The following is a 14,432-nucleotide window of genomic DNA, read 5'->3' as shown; positions in this document are numbered from 1 at the left end:
GAGTTCCTTATAAGCCTTTCTCAGGTTTGTGGGGTCTACTTTTTAAACCCCGAGCGTATGTGTGAGCAGGTGGGAAAAATGGGAAGACCCGTCTTCCTTGGAAAGGCTTACATAAACTGGTGCGAGAAGTGCAACGTCCCGCTCATCGGCGACTCCTGCGCAGTTCACGGAAAGGAAGGAGTGTTCAGGCTAAACATCACTCCGCCGGGAGACCTGCGCTTCGCCTTTGAGAAGGACATTGAGTTCATCCGCTCAGTGTTCATGGAGCACTACGGCGTTGACATCGGCGAAATTTTGGAGGGAAAAATCGTCCTCCTCAACAAGCTCCCGAGCGAGGATGATGCCTACGAGATAATCCTCGACGGCTACGTCTTCGGCTACGTCAAGTACAACCCGCTCGAGCTGAAGTGGCACGCCGGACTGAAAGTTGAGGGGGCCATCGCCCTCTGGAAGCGCTTCGGAAAGAAGATGAAGAAATGGATAGTCGTTGACAAGGGAGCTGTAGGGCCGATAAAGAAGGGCGCAAACCTGATGGCAGTTGGCGTCCTCGAAGCGGATCCGAGCATAAGGGTTGGGGATGAGGTCATACTCGTTACCGAAGACGGAGAGGTTTTCGCCACTGGGATAGCAAAGAAGGACTACGATGCCCTGATGAGGGGCGAAAGGGGAACCGGCGTAAAGCCGAAGAGGCAGAAGGCAGTAAACTACCGCGAGGGCAAGAAGGCCACCATGGAGGATGTTCTGCGGGCGAACAGTATAGCGCTTGAAGAGAAGGTCGTGAAGAGCAGGGAGTTCATGAGGAGAGTAGCTAACAAGTACTCAGACCTTCCGAAGGCGGTCGCTTTCTCGGGCGGAAAGGACAGTTTGGCGGTTCTCGGTCTGGCGCTGGAGGAGTTTGGAACTGACTTTACGGTCTTCTTCAACAACACGGGCATCGAGTTCCCTGAAACGGTTCAATACGTTGAAGAGCTGAGAAAGGAGCTTGAGCCTAAGGGAGTCAGGTTCATAGTGGCCGACGCCGGCGACGCCTTCTGGAGGGCTTTGTATGTCTTCTCACCGCCGGGGAGGGACTACCGCTGGTGCTGTAAGGTAACGAAGCTCGGGCCGATTACGATGGCCATAAAGGAGAACTACCCAAAGGGCGTCCTGATGTTCGTCGGCCAGAGGAAGTACGAGAGCATAAAGAGGTTCAAGCAGCCGCGCGTGTGGAGGAACGAGTGGGTGCCGAACGAGATAGGCGCATCGCCAATCTTCCACTGGAGGGCCATAGAGGTCTGGCTCTACATATTCAGCAGGAAGCTGAAGTACAACCCGCTCTACGCTCGCGGTTTTGATAGAATAGGCTGTTTCCTCTGTCCAAGCGCTTCTCTGGCTGAGTTCGAGAGGCTGAAGAGGGAGAAGCCCGAACTCTGGGAGAAGTGGAAGAAGGCGCTGGAGTACTGGAGGGAGCGCTTTGACCTTCCAGAGGAGTGGGTAACCTACGGCTTCTGGCGCTGGAAGAAGCTCAGCAAGGGTGAAAAGTCAATAGCGCGGAAGCTGGGTGTTGATATTCCAGAGGAGCGCTCATGGGAGCCGGTAAAAGTCCAGATTGAAGAGACCGACGATGGCTACGAGCTGACCTTCAACACCGTCCTCAACAAGAAGAGGCTCCTTGAGGTGGCCCCAATCCTCGGTGAGGTAGAAGTCGATGGCGACGTTATCAAGGCGGGGCAGGTTGAGTTCCTAACCGGCACAAGAACCGCCAGAGCTCCGAATGAGGAAGAGGCCTGGAGCGCCTACTACCTCGTCAAGAGGGCCTACGAGTGCTTTGGCTGCGGGTTCTGCGTCGGCAAATGCCCAGAGAACGCGCTGAGCATCGACGAAAGGAGCAAGAAGATAGTCGTTGACTGGGACTCCTGCGTCCACTGTCGCGAGTGCATGGACGTCTGCCCGCTGTTGAAGATCAAGAACCCCGAGGAGGGTAGCCAGCTCTGATGGTAAAGTTGAGTTTGACAAAAACACTTAAATATGGTAAAATTGAGTTGTACATATGATGAGAGAGGTGCTCGAAGAGGTCATAGCAGAGTTTTGGGAGCTTGGACTCCCAGAGGTGAAGGAGAGGGAGCTCGCCCTGCCCACGAACCTTGACACTGCCCTCTCTATCTTTGGCCTCAGGAGGGTTGGCAAAACTCACTTCCTCTATGCGACGATGAAGAGACTCATGGGTTCTGGGCTCCCCTTCAGAAGGCTTTTTTACGTTAACTTCGAGGACGAGAGGCTTGTTGGAATGACGGCCAAAGATCTCTCCAGCATAGTTGAGCTCTATCATAAGCACAACCCCGGAGCCAGGGTTCTCTACCTTTTCCTTGACGAGGTGCAGGCTGTAGAGGGATGGGAAAAATTCGTGAGACGGATGGTGGAGAGGGGAAACGCCAGAGTTTTTCTAACGGGCTCCTCTTCAAAACTACTCTCGAAGGAGATTGCAACTTCCCTTAGGGGAAGAACGCTGTCGTTTCAGCTCTTTCCACTGTCTTTTAGAGAATTCCTGGAGTTCAAGGAGTTTAAGCTGACCTCTCCGTTAACCGAAGCCAGAAGGGGCCGGCTTTTTGCTTTCCTCGACGAATACGTCAGATACGGAGGTTTCCCAGGAATAGTGGACTACCCTCCCCTCCTCAAGATCAGAACGCTCCAGGAGTACCTCGACCTGATAGTCTACAAGGACTTGATCGAGAGATATGGTGTTGAAAAAAGCTCCGCTATGAAGGCCCTAATACGGGTCATAACAAGGAACTTCGCCAGGAAAACCTCGGTTAGAAAGCTCCACGGATTTCTGTCATCCATGGGGGTTAAACTAAGTAAGCCGACCGTCTACGAGTACTTCTCCTACCTTGAGGACGTCGGGTTCGTCGTTCCCGTTCGGAAGTATCATGGCAACACCGTTGAATCCCTTCGGAGCGCTCCAAAGCTCTATCTGGCTGATATTGGATTCGCGGAGGCTCTGGGTGTGGAGGACTTCGGCTTCAGATTGGAGAACATCGTTGCTGTTGAGCTCTTGAGGAGAAAGCACTACTCCGACCCATTAATCGAGGTTCATTACTGGGAAGGACGTGAAGGAGAAGTTGACTTCGTGGTTTCGAGGGGGCCAAAGGTTTCTGAGCTGATCCAGGTCAGCTGGAGCGTTGACGACCCAGAGACGATGAGACGTGAAGTAAAGGCTCTGATCTCTGCTTCCAGGCATCTTAGATGCGGGAATCTAAAGGCGATCACGTGGGATTACGAGGCCGCGGAAACCGTTGATGGAAAGAATATTGAATTCATACCCCTTTGGAAGTGGCTCCTTGGGGCAGGTTTATAAACCGTTTTCCCTTCTCCCATTCCGGTGAGAGAAATGGAAGAGCTGTTCGTATGTCCTGAATGTGGTAGCGAGAACGTTGAGGTCATCAGGGAGAGGGGGAGAGAGCTTACCCTTCGCTGTAACGACTGCGGCCACGTCTGGCACGTTACCCTTCCGAAGTTCAGGAAGGTTCCTCTCATTGTCAGCAAGCACGAGAGGAGCTTCAAGAGCGAAGCCGAGCTTCCGGAGGGTGAAGAAATAAAAGTGGGGGACATCGTCGAGACGGAGGACGATGAGGTCAGAATAACAGGGATAGAGCTGGAGGGGGACAAGAGGGTCAACAAGGCTAAGGTGGAAGAAGTCAAGACCCTCTGGGGCGAGAGCTTAACTTACCCGAAGGTCATAAAGGTCTCTATCTACCTTCCAAAGGGCATCACCCAGGCCTTTAAGGTGAAGGTACCAAGGAGCGAGGAGTTCGTCGTTGGGGAAGTCATCGAGGTCGGGGGCTACACCTTCAGGGTGGAGAAGATAAAGACGGAAAGAAAAATGCTCCACCACGGGAAGGCCAGGGCAGATGAAATCGTGGCCATAATGGGCCACCAGATTCCGAAGGCGAGAGCCAGAAGGAGCCTCGAGATATATCGGGGCTATGATGAGGAGTCTTAACCTGAGTTGGATGATGAGCTTGGCCGCTCCTGAGCTTTGAAATTTTTTATCCAATTTAATTTGATAGTTTTCCCAAAATGTCTCAAGCGTTAACCAAAAGATTATAAGTTCTACAAACAAACTCCGCGAGGGTGAGAAAAATGCTAAAGACGGGAATAAGGCAGGTTGACGATGCCCTTGACGGCGGCATAATAGAGAGTTCCGCCGTTGCCTTCGTTGGTTCACTCGAATACGACAACATAATTCTCATGCATCAGGTCGCTCTAAACGCTCTTAAAGACGGGAAAAAAGTCCTTCTAGTAGCGTTTAGAGAAGCACCTGACACTCTCATCAAAGAAGCTGAGCACAATGGGATCAACTACCTCCCCTTCATAGAGAACGGTTCTCTGGTTATCCTGGACGGGTACACCAACCTCTACGCTCCCGACCAGAAGCAGGGTGAGAACATCCTCTCCAACCCCCTCGATATAGGAATCACAACGGCCGTAATTAGGGATCGCCTCTCAAAAGGAGATTTTGACGTTCTTGTTGTGGATGATTTAACGGCCCAGTACACCCTCCAGCCCAATCCAAAGGGCTACATAAAAACGCTGGTACGTCTGATAAACTCCGTGAAGTCAACTGGAGTAACCGCCATGGCCGCTCTCTGCGGGAATGTGTTTGAGAAAGTTGATCTAGCTGCTACTTTGATACCATTTGACTATGTCTTTGAAGTGTCCCGTGGAAGGATTCACATAGCACGCTCCATTCAGCCACTAAAGACTGCAAACCTGATCTTTCCATACGTAAGGTCTTCAGAGGGGATAAAACTCGTACTTGAAGAATACGCTACCTTGGAAGGTATCAAAAAGAGGCTTAGAGCAGAATCCGATGGAACTCTGTGGCTTGACTGGGATAGGGTGGAAATAATCACCGAAGACAGCGAAAGGGCTACTATAGAGACTGCTTATGAGTTCCTAGGGCCTGAGAAGGGCAAAGAGTTCCTTTATCTCTGGGGCAAGAAGCAGTTTATTGGGCTCGGAAAAGACGCGAGAATGCGCACCGACAGCCTGAGGGCCGCACTCGAAGAAATAGCGCTCCTAACGCGCTCCAGTGGGGGCGGCACCCTGGAGATCGTGGACATCAAAGACGACCTAATATTGATAACGGGCAAAAACCTCTTTCCAGGAGGGAAGGGTTCATCCCTGCCATATCATGTCCACTACGCGGGTTCAATAGCCCAGTTCCTAACGGAGTTCACGGGAAAGAGATGGGAGGGCAAGGAAACCAAGTGCGAGGCCATGGGCGCAGATCACTGCGAGTTTGTGTTCTGGCCAGTTGAGTAGCGAAACCCTTTTAAGCGGTCAGCCCGAGTCGGTGGTGCAAACAGATGAACGATGAGGTTTCGGAGGGATGAAGATGGCGAAGCCGAGCTACGTGAAGTTTGAGGTTCCACAGGAGCTTGCCGAGAAGGCCCTTGAGGCCGTTGAGATCGCAAGGGACACCGGAAGGATAAGGAAGGGCACCAACGAGACCACCAAGGCCGTCGAGAGGGGCCAGGCCAAGCTCGTTATCATAGCCGAGGACGTTGACCCTGAAGAGATCGTTGCCCACCTCCCGCCGCTCTGCGAGGAGAAGGAGATCCCGTACGTCTACGTCCCGAGCAAGAAGGAGCTTGGAGCGGCCGCTGGCCTTGAAGTCCCAGCTGCCAGCGTTGCTATCATCGAGCCGGGCAAGGCCCGCGAGCTCGTTGAGGACATCGCCATGAAGGTCAAGGAGCTCATGAAGTGAGCTCCTTTTCCTTCCTTAACATTCACGAAATGTTTAAGGTCATCTCTGCGAGGGGATTTTAGATTTAGGGGTGTGAGGTATGAGCGACGAAGGATACCCTGCTGAGGTTATTGAGATCGTCGGCAGGACCGGCGTTACCGGTGGCGTTACCCAGGTCAAGGTCAGAATCCTCGAAGGCCGCGACAAGGGTAGGGTCATAAGGAGGAACGTTAAGGGGCCGGTCCGCGTCGGTGACATAGTCATACTCAGAGAAACCGAGCGTGAGGCCAGAGAGATCAGGAGGAGGAGATGAAGATGGCCCGCTGGAACGTCTGCTCCTACTGCGGAAGGGAGTTCGAGCCGGGAACGGGCAAGATGTTCGTCAGGAACGATGGCAGAGTCCTGTTCTTCTGCTCAAGCAAGTGCGAGAAGTACTACTTCATGGGTAGAAATCCCAGAAAGCTCAAGTGGACCAAGGCCTTCCAGGAGGCCAGGCTCCAGAGGGCCAAGAGGAAGTGAACTTTTCCATTTTTCTTTAGTAATTTTGGTTCAATGCTATTCCTTGACAATCTCTAATTTTGGGAGAGCGAAACAGTTAAATGTCATGAATGCGTTTTCTTAATTGACAACCCCGTTGGGGGGCTCAGATGCGACAGAAGATGGTATGGTTCCTACTTGGAGTTTTGGTTGGGAGTCTGTTTGTTGCTTCGGCATACCCAACGAACGAGAGCGTCCAGTACAGTATCCCAGCGATACAGAAGATCACAGAAAGCAACTACACTGCATACCTCCTTTATAGCGAGAACAGTTTTCCACTGGACAGTGATGTTCTCAAAAGCACTGTCCAGACGCTTGTCGAAGAGAGCGCTCCAAACGCCAAGTGGCACGTCTACGCGGTTCCAGAACTGCCAAAAAGCTTAGTCATAACCGGTTATGGGATAAAGGTAACCGAAGAGGGGAGAGTAGATATTCTTATCACTGCAACAAGAAGTGGAGCTCCAATACTATCTGACAAAATTAAGGACGAGCTTCTGCAGTGGAGCAAAAAGGCACCAAAGTTCAAGCCAGACATAATCCCCAAAGAGAAGATTGGCGTTCCAGAAGGATGGAAAGTTAAAGCAGTGGACAGCAACGGCAATGTGAAGGTTTACAGTGGTGAGAGCTCGCCATACTGGCACAACTTCGGCGCCTTAACTATTGAAGTCAACGATCCCCCATACGGAAACATCTATGCAAAATTCTATGCATACGGTCTCTGGAATGACGATGACCCCAGCAGGGAGTACTTTCTAGTTGCTCCTGATGAAAACGGGGAGGGACGATACGAAATAGATCCAGGATATGGGCTTTTGGAAGTTGAGGGAAATAAAAACTACAAGCGTTATGTGGCTGATTCCTCTAAGATAATCCACAATTGGAACCTCGAACCCAATCTTGATCCACAGTTGGATAGAGCCGATCCCGTGGGGTCTTTAGGTGGTCATACAACCACTCAAGTCACCGTGGGTTATCCACCTGCTGTTACGTTTACCGTGACAATACCAGATTCGAAAATACTTCCTGCCGTTGACAGATCAACTGAAACAGCCACATGGCTCTTGGATTTCAACATGTACTCTGAGGACGCTAAGTATTCGTTTAAAACCAACGTTGCATCCGAAGGACACGTGAATGAAAATGCACTCCACGATGGACAATGGCATGCCATAGTAAATGTAAAGTTCCAAGCGACATTCAAGTACTATGACGTGGGAGGGGGCACTTACTCATATTCAGGGCCTCATATAGAATGGTCATCCACCCCGTACAAACACGATACCTGGGGGGCCGTCACCTGGTATGTAAAAGTCGGCTGATGGTTTGTGCTGTTTCTCAATATTTTTTATTCCCATCCACCATTACACAAAACCTATTAACCCCCCCGAGTATCAACTTCGGTGTTGCCAATGGCAGACAAACAGATTGAAAGAACCCTCATTATTTTGAAGCCCGACGCCGTCGTTAGGGGCCTCATGGGGGAAATCATCAGCCGTTTTGAGAAGCGCGGTCTCAAGATCGTCGGAATGAAGATGATATGGATTGACAGGAAGCTTGCCGAGAAGCACTACGCGGAGCACAAGGGTAAGCCCTTCTTCGAGCCGCTCATCGACTACATAACCAAGGCTCCGAGCGTCGTTATGGTCGTTGAGGGAAGATACGCCATAAGCGTCGTCAGGAAGATGGCAGGAGCCACCGACCCGAAGGACGCCGAGCCAGGGAGTATAAGGGGCGACTACGGCCTCGACGTTGGAGATGCAATCTACAACGTGATCCACGCCAGCGACAGCCCGGAGAGCGCCGAGAGGGAGATAAACCTCTACTTCAAGCCCGAGGAACTCTTCGAGTACTGCAAGGCCGCAGACTGGTTCTACCACACCCACGCGAGGTCAAAGAAGGAATACCTGGACAGCATGGACTGTCTGGAGCGCTGATTTAGTCTATTACAATGTCGAGCTTCCCCTTCTTTTTCCTTATGAAGTCCGAGTACTCCTTCAGAACCTCGCGACATTCCTCGGGAAGCCTTTTATTCGTTCTGCTGACTGCAACCTTTCCGAGTAGCAGGAAGGTCATCAAGACAACGATACCGTAGGCGGCTATTGCAAGAACACCCCTTGGAACAAGGAAGAGAAGCGTTGCCGGGAGGAACCCAACGATTAAAATCGCAAGCTTCATCCCTGGACTTGGATTTGGAGCCTTCAAAGTGCATTCCGCAAGCTCCCTGGAGCGAGGAAATTCTTTGAGGACTGCTCCCCCGATGAAGAGCGTTCTACCATTCTTAAAGGCCATCATGCTATTCTCGTCGGTGTAAACCTCAGCTCCTTCAAGGAAGTCCGTCCTTTCAACTTTAAGGAACTTTATAGAACTTTCTTCCCTCGGCCAGACAAGGAGGGCGTAGGCCAGAATGCCCGGAACGATCAAAGCGGGAAGCAGTGTTGACGAAAGTACGACCGCCCCCGCAAATATCCCCAACGCCAGGTACGAGACCTGAACGTACTCGTCAATGCTCAGGCTCTCCCTCGCCCGGAAGTAGGAATAGACAACCGCAACCAGAAACGACAAAAACACCCATACCCCCGCCCATTGGGTAGGAGTGAGGCACGTTCCAGCGCAGATGTAGGTATTCCGCGGCCAAGTCTCCGCAAACGGAACCGAGAATGCGTAGGTAAAGACCGGTATTCCCAGCAGCGACATGAAGATCTCGCTACCCCTTCCCCTCAGTCTGCCCGCGATGAGAGCCAATAGAATGCCGAGTAGAGTTCCAACCACAAGTCCTATCATCTCACCACCGTCAGGATTTACTGCATGGATTTTTAATCCTTCCCCCGGCTAACCTTTAAAAGCCCACGCCGGACTTTAGCTCAGGTGAGAAAAATGACGAAGAGAATTAGACAGCCAATCATCGCGGTTCTCGGCCACGTTGACCACGGCAAGTGCCTGTTGCCAGATGAGAAAGTGATACTGCCCGAGCACGGCCCGATAACACTTAAGGGACTGTTCGATTTAGCTAAAGAAACCGTAGTCGCTGACAACGAGAAGGAAATCAGAAAGCTCGGAGCGAAACTCACAATAGTGGGCGAAGATGGAAGGTTAAGAGTTCTCGAAAGCCCGTACGTCTGGAAGGTGAGGCATAGGGGCAAAATGCTCAGAGTCAAGCTCAAGAACTGGCACTCGGTTTCGGTTACGCCAGAACATCCTTTCCTGACAACGAGGGGATGGGTACGCGCAGACCAGCTCAAGCCGGGGGACTACGTCGCCGTTCCGAGGGTAATCCACGGGAACGAGAGTGATGAGAGATTCGTCTCCTTCGTTTATGAGAAGCTCAAGAACGATGAGCTAATCGCAAAGCTCAGGGGAGAAGTACTCAGCAAAATCTCCAGCGAGTTTAAGGGCGACAGGGCGTACAAAGTTGAGAGGAACGTTTTCAGGTGGGAGGACATAGAGAGGCTCAACCTGTGGGACGAAGTGGAAAGGGTGGCCTTCACCCCAAGGATGCACCGCTCAGGGAAGCCGCTCCACTACGTAAAGCTTCCGCGCTCTCCGGAGGAATGGGAGGCGTTCTTCTACTTCGCGGGCGTTATGTTCGGAGACGGAAGCCAGGACAAGATAGCCAACAACGATGTTGAGGTCTACGAGGAGCTGAAGAAGCTTTCAGTCCTCGGGGTGGCAGTGAAGAGAGTGGAGCGCACCACATCTTACGAGATTGAACTCACCAACGGCAAAAACGCCCTGCTGAGGCTTCTCAGAGTCCTGTTTGAATACCCCGAGAGACAGAAGGCGAAGAGCATTAGAGTCCCAAGGATACTCTTCATTGCCCCCAGAAAGTACGTCTCCCGCTTCCTCAGGGGGTACTTTGATGCCGACGGGCACGTCAGCCTTAAGGACGCGAGGATTGAAGTGACGAGCGCATCCCAGGAGTTCCTTGAGGACCTTTCATTGCTCCTTCTCCGCTTTGGAATAGTCTCAAAGATCTACCGCTCGGACTACACGACCCTCGTTATATCTGGCAGGAGAAACCTCGACCTATTCAGAAGGTACATAGGTTTCTCGGTGAAGAACAAGGCGGAGGCTCTTGAAAAGGCAATTAAAAAGAGCAGGAGGAGCGAAAGCTATCCGATTTTCGAGGAACTGAAGCGCCTGAGGCTCCTCTTCGGCTTCACAAGGACGGAGCTTAACTCAAACGTTCCGTTCTACGGAAAATACGAATCCGAAGAAGCCCCGAGCTACGAGACTCTAATGAGAATTCTCGACGCCATCGAGAAAGGCTCAATTAACCTCGACAAAAAAATCGCCGTCCTCGAGGGTAGGATAAGGGATCACAACTACATTAAAGCCTTCGAAAAGGATGGGCTGATAAAGGACGGAAAGCTCACAGAGCTTGGAAGAGAGCTCCTCGAAGTCTGGCGCAACAGGGAGTTTGACTCAAGTGACGTTGACTACATCAGGAACCTCGCTGAAAACCTCGTGTTCATTCCGGTTGAGGACATAGAAGAGTTCGAATACGAGGGTTACGTCTATGATGTCACAACTGAGACCCACAACTTCGTGGCCAACGGCATCCTCGTCCACAACACCACCCTCCTCGACCGCATCAGGCACACGAACGTGGCTGGAAAGGAAGCGGGGGGAATAACCCAGCACATAGGTGCAACTGAGGTTCCGATAGATGTTGTCAAACAGCTCGCCGGCCCGCTCATCAAGCTCTGGAAGGGCGAGATAAAGCTCCCCGGACTGCTCTTCATCGACACTCCCGGCCACGAGGCCTTTACGAGCCTCAGGGCTAGGGGAGGAAGCCTCGCCGATTTGGCGGTCCTCGTTGTTGACATAAACGAGGGCTTCCAGCCGCAGACGATAGAGAGCATCGAAATCCTGAGGCGGTATAGAACGCCCTTTATAGTTGCCGCCAACAAGATAGACAGGATAAAGGGCTGGGTCATCGAGGAGGACGAGCCTTTCCTCGTCAACATTAAGAAGCAGGATCAGAGAGCAATACAGGAGCTGGAAACCAAGCTCTGGGAACTGATAGGAAAGTTCTACGAGATGGGATTCAACGCCAACCGCTTCGACCGCGTTCAGGACTTCACCAGGGAGCTTGCGATCGTCCCAATCTCAGCCAAGTACGGCATAGGCATTCCAGAACTTCTCGTCCTCATAGCAGGCCTCTCCCAGAAGTACCTTGAGGAGAAGCTGAAGATAGAGGTTGAAGGCCCCGCACGCGGTACCATCCTCGAGGTCAGAGAAGAGGTTGGCCTCGGGACAACCATCGACGTCATCATCTACGATGGAACTCTGAGAAAGGACGACACGATAGTGGTTGGCGGAAAGGACAAGGCGATAGTTACCAAAATCCGCGCGCTCCTGAAGCCAAAACCCCTCGACGAGATCAGGGACCCGAGGTTCCGCTTCGACCAGGTTGATGAGGTAACAGCGGCGGCGGGTGTCAAGATAGCGGCTCCGGGCCTTGAGGAGGCGTTAGCTGGTTCACCAGTCATAGCGGCGCGCTCCGAGGAGGAGATTGAAAAGGCAAAGCAGGAGATACTCAGCCAGATTCAGAGCGTCGTCATAAACACCGGCAAGATCGGTGTCATAGTCAAGGCCGACACACTTGGAAGCCTTGAGGCCCTCAGCAAGGAGCTCCAGGAGAAGGGAATCCCCATCAGAAAGGCAGATGTTGGCAACATCAGCAAGACCGACGTTATGGAGGCCCTGAGCGTTAAGGAGGAGGAGCCGAAGTACGGGGTCGTCCTCGGCTTTAACGTCAAGGTCAACGAAGATGCAGAAGAGGTTGCGAACGCAAAGGGCGTCCCAATCTTCGTTGGCAACATTATCTACAAGCTCATCGAGGACTACGAGGCCTGGGTGAAGGAAGAGGAGGAGAAGAGGAAGCGCGAGCTCCTCAAGAACGTCACCTTCCCAGGCGTTATCAGGCTCTACCCGGACGAGCGCTACGTCTTCAGAAGGAGCAAGCCGGCCATAGTCGGCGTCGAAGTCCTCGAGGGCAGGATAAGGCCGGGTGTGACTCTGATCAAGGAGACCGGCGAGAAGGTCGGCGTCATCAAGTCGATAAAGAACAAGAACGACTTCGTCCAGGAGGCGAAGAAGGGGGACGCGGTGGCAATAGCCATCGAGGGCGCGATAGTCGGCAGGCACATACACCCCGGGGAGACCCTCTACGTTGACCTCAGCAAGAACGACGTCATAATTCTCGCCAAGCAGCTCAAGGACGAGCTTGAAGAGACAGACATAAAGGCCCTCAAGATGACGGCAAAGGTAAAGGCGAAAGAAGACCCGTTCTGGAGGGCGGTCTAAACGAGCCCTCCCTGGAGCCATCCAACGGCGGTAAGCATTTCCCCTTCTTTTATCTCCTTGTTCTCTCCTTTCAGGTGTTCTCTGAGAACGAAGAGGTCTATCTCGCCCAAGGGGAGACTCTTCAGTCTTATAAGGTATCCATCGCCGTATAACGTCCTGCTGGGCTTGACCCTCAGCACCCTGCCGGTTATGGCGTAGTCGTCCATGAATGCGCCCTTGAACGAGGCTGGGAGGAGCAGCTCGGCATCTTCCAAGTTAATCTGCACAGGCTCTCCATTCTGCGGGCTGACGGAGATTTTATCCCCTATCGGCCCAACCTTGGCCCAGTAAGCGAGGAAGGCCAGCTTTGCCCTGGCAGTGTCAAGCTCCAGGTAGTCGGCTTTTCTCTCGATGTAATCAACTGCAAAGAAGCTCACATAGGGAGTCTCCTCTCCGATGACCTTACCCGAGACGTTCGCTTCCAGCCTGTTAGCCCACTCGAGAATCTCGTTCACCTCAAACTCAACACTCGTTTCCGAGTTGAGAACGGGAAAAGCCGTTGCAAACTGGAGGATCTTCTTCTTGGAATCCTCAATCAGAAGTGATCTCATGAACACATCGTCGCCAAAGGACACGTCGTATATCCACACATTGACGGTCTTTTTGCGGGGCAGGATTTTACCAACATTTAACTCCACAGTCGCAATCCGAGGCTCATTATCTTTAATTCCCTCCATCAGCAAGTTCAGAGCCACAGCAGGGTCGGGATAAACCGTGTCTATATGGCTCCCGTGAGTTATTCCATCAATACGTTTTAGCTTTGATACTCTTTTCACCATAACCCCATCACCAATAAGAGTAATAAACGAGATTTTTAAATTTTGCTTAAAAACAAGTCCGGACTGTATGGCAACTTCGATCATTTTACCAGGCGCAACATATTTATACTCCAAGCAGATGGTAACATCGGTGATTCTCATGGAGAGAAGGCAGCTTAGGTGTTCCCTGTGCGGGGGCACGGATTTTCAGGTTGAGGGATCCTTCCACGTCTACAACAGCATCGAAGAAGTAGAGACGTTCCTGGGCGTTATGGAAGAACTGGTAAAAGAGCTGAGGGGGACAAAGATGATGCAGAGAAAAGAGACAAAAGCAGTCATGCCCCGGCTCCACTATTTCCTGTGATCAAAACGGTGAAGTCCGCGTCAAATTTCTCGCTCAGGAAAGACCCTGGAGATAATGGCCACACAAAGTAAAACCTCTCTTTTCCCACTATTCTCTTGGTGGGACCAGTCGACACGTGGTACACGTAAACATCAACGACCGGCAGTATGAGCCATGCCCTCGTAATTACAATGTTGTTTAATCTCTTGGGCTTAAGCAAACTTTTGCTGACTACAACGTCAGATATCCTGAAGACAGTCATCACTCCCACTGAGGGGAGGCCGTAGCTTTTGAGCTCCTCCTCAGAGAAGCCGTACTCACTAGTTAGTGCGGATGACAGTACACATGAGGAGGTGTAGCAGGATATTGAATCGAAAGGCGAGTGGAGGTATAGGTACTGGTTAAGGAGAGAGTACCCGGAGAAAGACGTCACCATAAAGGCAAGGAGGAGGAAAGCTCCAAGCTCTTTGAGATGGTATTCTCTTTTCTGTATATACGGGTAGTACTTAAAGGCCCACACGATGATCGCAAGGGGAATCGATGCGTAGTAGAGCACCATGAAGAGGCCAAATGTCACCGGGTCAGTTGCATGTTCGAAGTAAACCACATTTACCACCCGGTAAAACTTTCGATAAGAAGTGCTTTAAAATGTTTTCGTGAGAATTTTAATCAAGAGGGACTCATATTCTCAAACACATTCCAGCAAGAAAATTAAAAG

General features: G+C 51.7%; 14 protein-coding genes. 11 read left to right on the top strand and 3 right to left on the bottom strand.

Going from position 1 to position 14,432, the window contains the following annotated elements; genetic code table 11:
• The first annotated feature begins 78 nt into the window (after window positions 1-78).
• The 9 genes from TK_RS06525 to ndk all read left to right on the top strand — a co-directional run bounded on the left by TK_RS06525 (window position 79) and on the right by ndk (window position 8,199).
• On the top strand, window positions 79-1,974 hold the full coding sequence (locus TK_RS06525) for a phosphoadenosine phosphosulfate reductase family protein (RefSeq protein ID WP_011250266.1): 1,896 nt from the start codon (window positions 79-81) through the stop codon (window positions 1,972-1,974).
• Window positions 1,975-2,029: 55 nt separating this feature from the next.
• Window positions 2,030-3,334 carry an ATP-binding protein gene (locus tag TK_RS06520; protein WP_011250265.1) on the top strand — a complete coding sequence of 435 codons (1,305 nt, stop codon included), beginning with the start codon at window positions 2,030-2,032 and terminating at the stop codon, window positions 3,332-3,334.
• A gap of 33 nt (window positions 3,335-3,367) precedes the next feature.
• The gene (locus TK_RS06515) at window positions 3,368-3,979 is read left to right on the top strand and encodes an HVO_0476 family zinc finger protein (protein ID WP_011250264.1); all 612 of its coding nucleotides are present in this window, start codon (window positions 3,368-3,370) and stop codon (window positions 3,977-3,979) included.
• A gap of 140 nt (window positions 3,980-4,119) precedes the next feature.
• Entirely contained in the window at window positions 4,120-5,304 is a 1,185-nt protein-coding gene (locus TK_RS06510; RefSeq protein ID WP_011250263.1) for an ATPase domain-containing protein, read from the top strand.
• A 73-nt stretch (window positions 5,305-5,377) separates the two neighbouring features.
• A complete protein-coding gene (rpl7ae, locus tag TK_RS06505) occupies window positions 5,378-5,749 on the top strand; it encodes a 50S ribosomal protein L7Ae (protein ID WP_048053845.1) in 372 nt (123 codons plus the stop codon).
• Between the two features lie 79 nt (window positions 5,750-5,828).
• A complete protein-coding gene (locus TK_RS06500; RefSeq protein WP_011250261.1) occupies window positions 5,829-6,041 on the top strand; it encodes a 30S ribosomal protein S28e in 213 nt (70 codons plus the stop codon).
• A 2-nt stretch (window positions 6,042-6,043) separates the two neighbouring features.
• Window positions 6,044-6,247 carry a 50S ribosomal protein L24e gene (locus TK_RS06495; RefSeq protein ID WP_011250260.1) on the top strand — a complete coding sequence of 68 codons (204 nt, stop codon included), beginning with the start codon at window positions 6,044-6,046 and terminating at the stop codon, window positions 6,245-6,247.
• 128 nt (window positions 6,248-6,375) lie between these two features.
• Window positions 6,376-7,584, top strand: a complete 1,209-nt coding sequence (locus TK_RS06490) for a hypothetical protein (protein ID WP_011250259.1) — start codon at window positions 6,376-6,378, stop codon at window positions 7,582-7,584.
• A gap of 90 nt (window positions 7,585-7,674) precedes the next feature.
• Entirely contained in the window at window positions 7,675-8,199 is a 525-nt protein-coding gene (gene ndk, locus TK_RS06485) for a nucleoside-diphosphate kinase (protein ID WP_011250258.1), read from the top strand.
• 1 nt (window position 8,200) lies between these two features.
• Here ndk and TK_RS06480 read toward each other — a convergent pair whose 3' ends face one another.
• Window positions 8,201-9,046 carry a hypothetical protein gene (locus TK_RS06480; protein WP_011250257.1) on the bottom strand — a complete coding sequence of 282 codons (846 nt, stop codon included), beginning with the start codon at window positions 9,044-9,046 and terminating at the stop codon, window positions 8,201-8,203.
• Between the two features lie 93 nt (window positions 9,047-9,139).
• Here TK_RS06480 and infB point away from each other — a divergent pair, with 93 nt between their 5' ends.
• Window positions 9,140-12,574: an intein-containing translation initiation factor aIF-2 gene (gene infB / locus TK_RS11825; RefSeq protein WP_011250256.1), complete on the top strand. Its 3,435-nt coding sequence runs from the start codon at window positions 9,140-9,142 to the stop codon at window positions 12,572-12,574.
• On the opposite strand, the gene TK_RS06470 is transcribed toward infB, so the two are convergent.
• On the bottom strand, window positions 12,571-13,392 hold the full coding sequence (locus TK_RS06470; RefSeq protein ID WP_011250255.1) for a hypothetical protein: 822 nt from the start codon (window positions 13,390-13,392) through the stop codon (window positions 12,571-12,573). The genes infB and TK_RS06470 overlap by 4 nt on opposite strands.
• Before the next feature lie 130 nt (window positions 13,393-13,522).
• Between TK_RS06470 and TK_RS06465 the strand changes: the two genes are divergently transcribed.
• Window positions 13,523-13,735: a hypothetical protein gene (locus tag TK_RS06465; RefSeq protein WP_143598691.1), complete on the top strand. Its 213-nt coding sequence runs from the start codon at window positions 13,523-13,525 to the stop codon at window positions 13,733-13,735.
• Here TK_RS06465 and TK_RS06460 read toward each other — a convergent pair.
• On the bottom strand, window positions 13,707-14,330 hold the full coding sequence (locus tag TK_RS06460) for a hypothetical protein (RefSeq protein ID WP_232500566.1): 624 nt from the start codon (window positions 14,328-14,330) through the stop codon (window positions 13,707-13,709). The genes TK_RS06465 and TK_RS06460 overlap by 29 nt on opposite strands.
• Window positions 14,331-14,432 lie beyond the last annotated feature (102 nt).

It is taken from the genome of Thermococcus kodakarensis KOD1, assembly GCF_000009965.1.
Lineage (GTDB): Archaea > Methanobacteriota_B > Thermococci > Thermococcales > Thermococcaceae > Thermococcus > Thermococcus kodakarensis.
This window is presented reverse-complemented; position numbering and strand designations above follow the sequence as displayed.

What these genes read in the sequence shown, in the direction of transcription:
- TK_RS06525 (WP_011250266.1), top strand. Translation starts at nt 79, where the DNA reads ATGGGAAGACCCGTCTTCCTTGGAAAGGCTTACATAAACTGGTGCGAG.
- TK_RS06515 (WP_011250264.1), top strand. Translation starts at nt 3,368, where the DNA reads ATGGAAGAGCTGTTCGTATGTCCTGAATGTGGTAGCGAGAACGTTGAG.
- rpl7ae (WP_048053845.1), top strand. Translation starts at nt 5,378, where the DNA reads ATGGCGAAGCCGAGCTACGTGAAGTTTGAGGTTCCACAGGAGCTTGCC.
- TK_RS06490 (WP_011250259.1), top strand. Translation starts at nt 6,376, where the DNA reads ATGCGACAGAAGATGGTATGGTTCCTACTTGGAGTTTTGGTTGGGAGT.
- TK_RS06500 (WP_011250261.1), top strand. Translation starts at nt 5,829, where the DNA reads ATGAGCGACGAAGGATACCCTGCTGAGGTTATTGAGATCGTCGGCAGG.
- TK_RS06520 (WP_011250265.1), top strand. Translation starts at nt 2,030, where the DNA reads ATGATGAGAGAGGTGCTCGAAGAGGTCATAGCAGAGTTTTGGGAGCTT.
- TK_RS06480 (WP_011250257.1), bottom strand. Translation starts at nt 9,046, where the DNA reads ATGATAGGACTTGTGGTTGGAACTCTACTCGGCATTCTATTGGCTCTC.
- TK_RS06470 (WP_011250255.1), bottom strand. Translation starts at nt 13,392, where the DNA reads ATGGTGAAAAGAGTATCAAAGCTAAAACGTATTGATGGAATAACTCAC.
- TK_RS06495 (WP_011250260.1), top strand. Translation starts at nt 6,044, where the DNA reads ATGGCCCGCTGGAACGTCTGCTCCTACTGCGGAAGGGAGTTCGAGCCG.
- ndk (WP_011250258.1), top strand. Translation starts at nt 7,675, where the DNA reads ATGGCAGACAAACAGATTGAAAGAACCCTCATTATTTTGAAGCCCGAC.
- TK_RS06510 (WP_011250263.1), top strand. Translation starts at nt 4,120, where the DNA reads ATGCTAAAGACGGGAATAAGGCAGGTTGACGATGCCCTTGACGGCGGC.
- infB (WP_011250256.1), top strand. Translation starts at nt 9,140, where the DNA reads ATGACGAAGAGAATTAGACAGCCAATCATCGCGGTTCTCGGCCACGTT.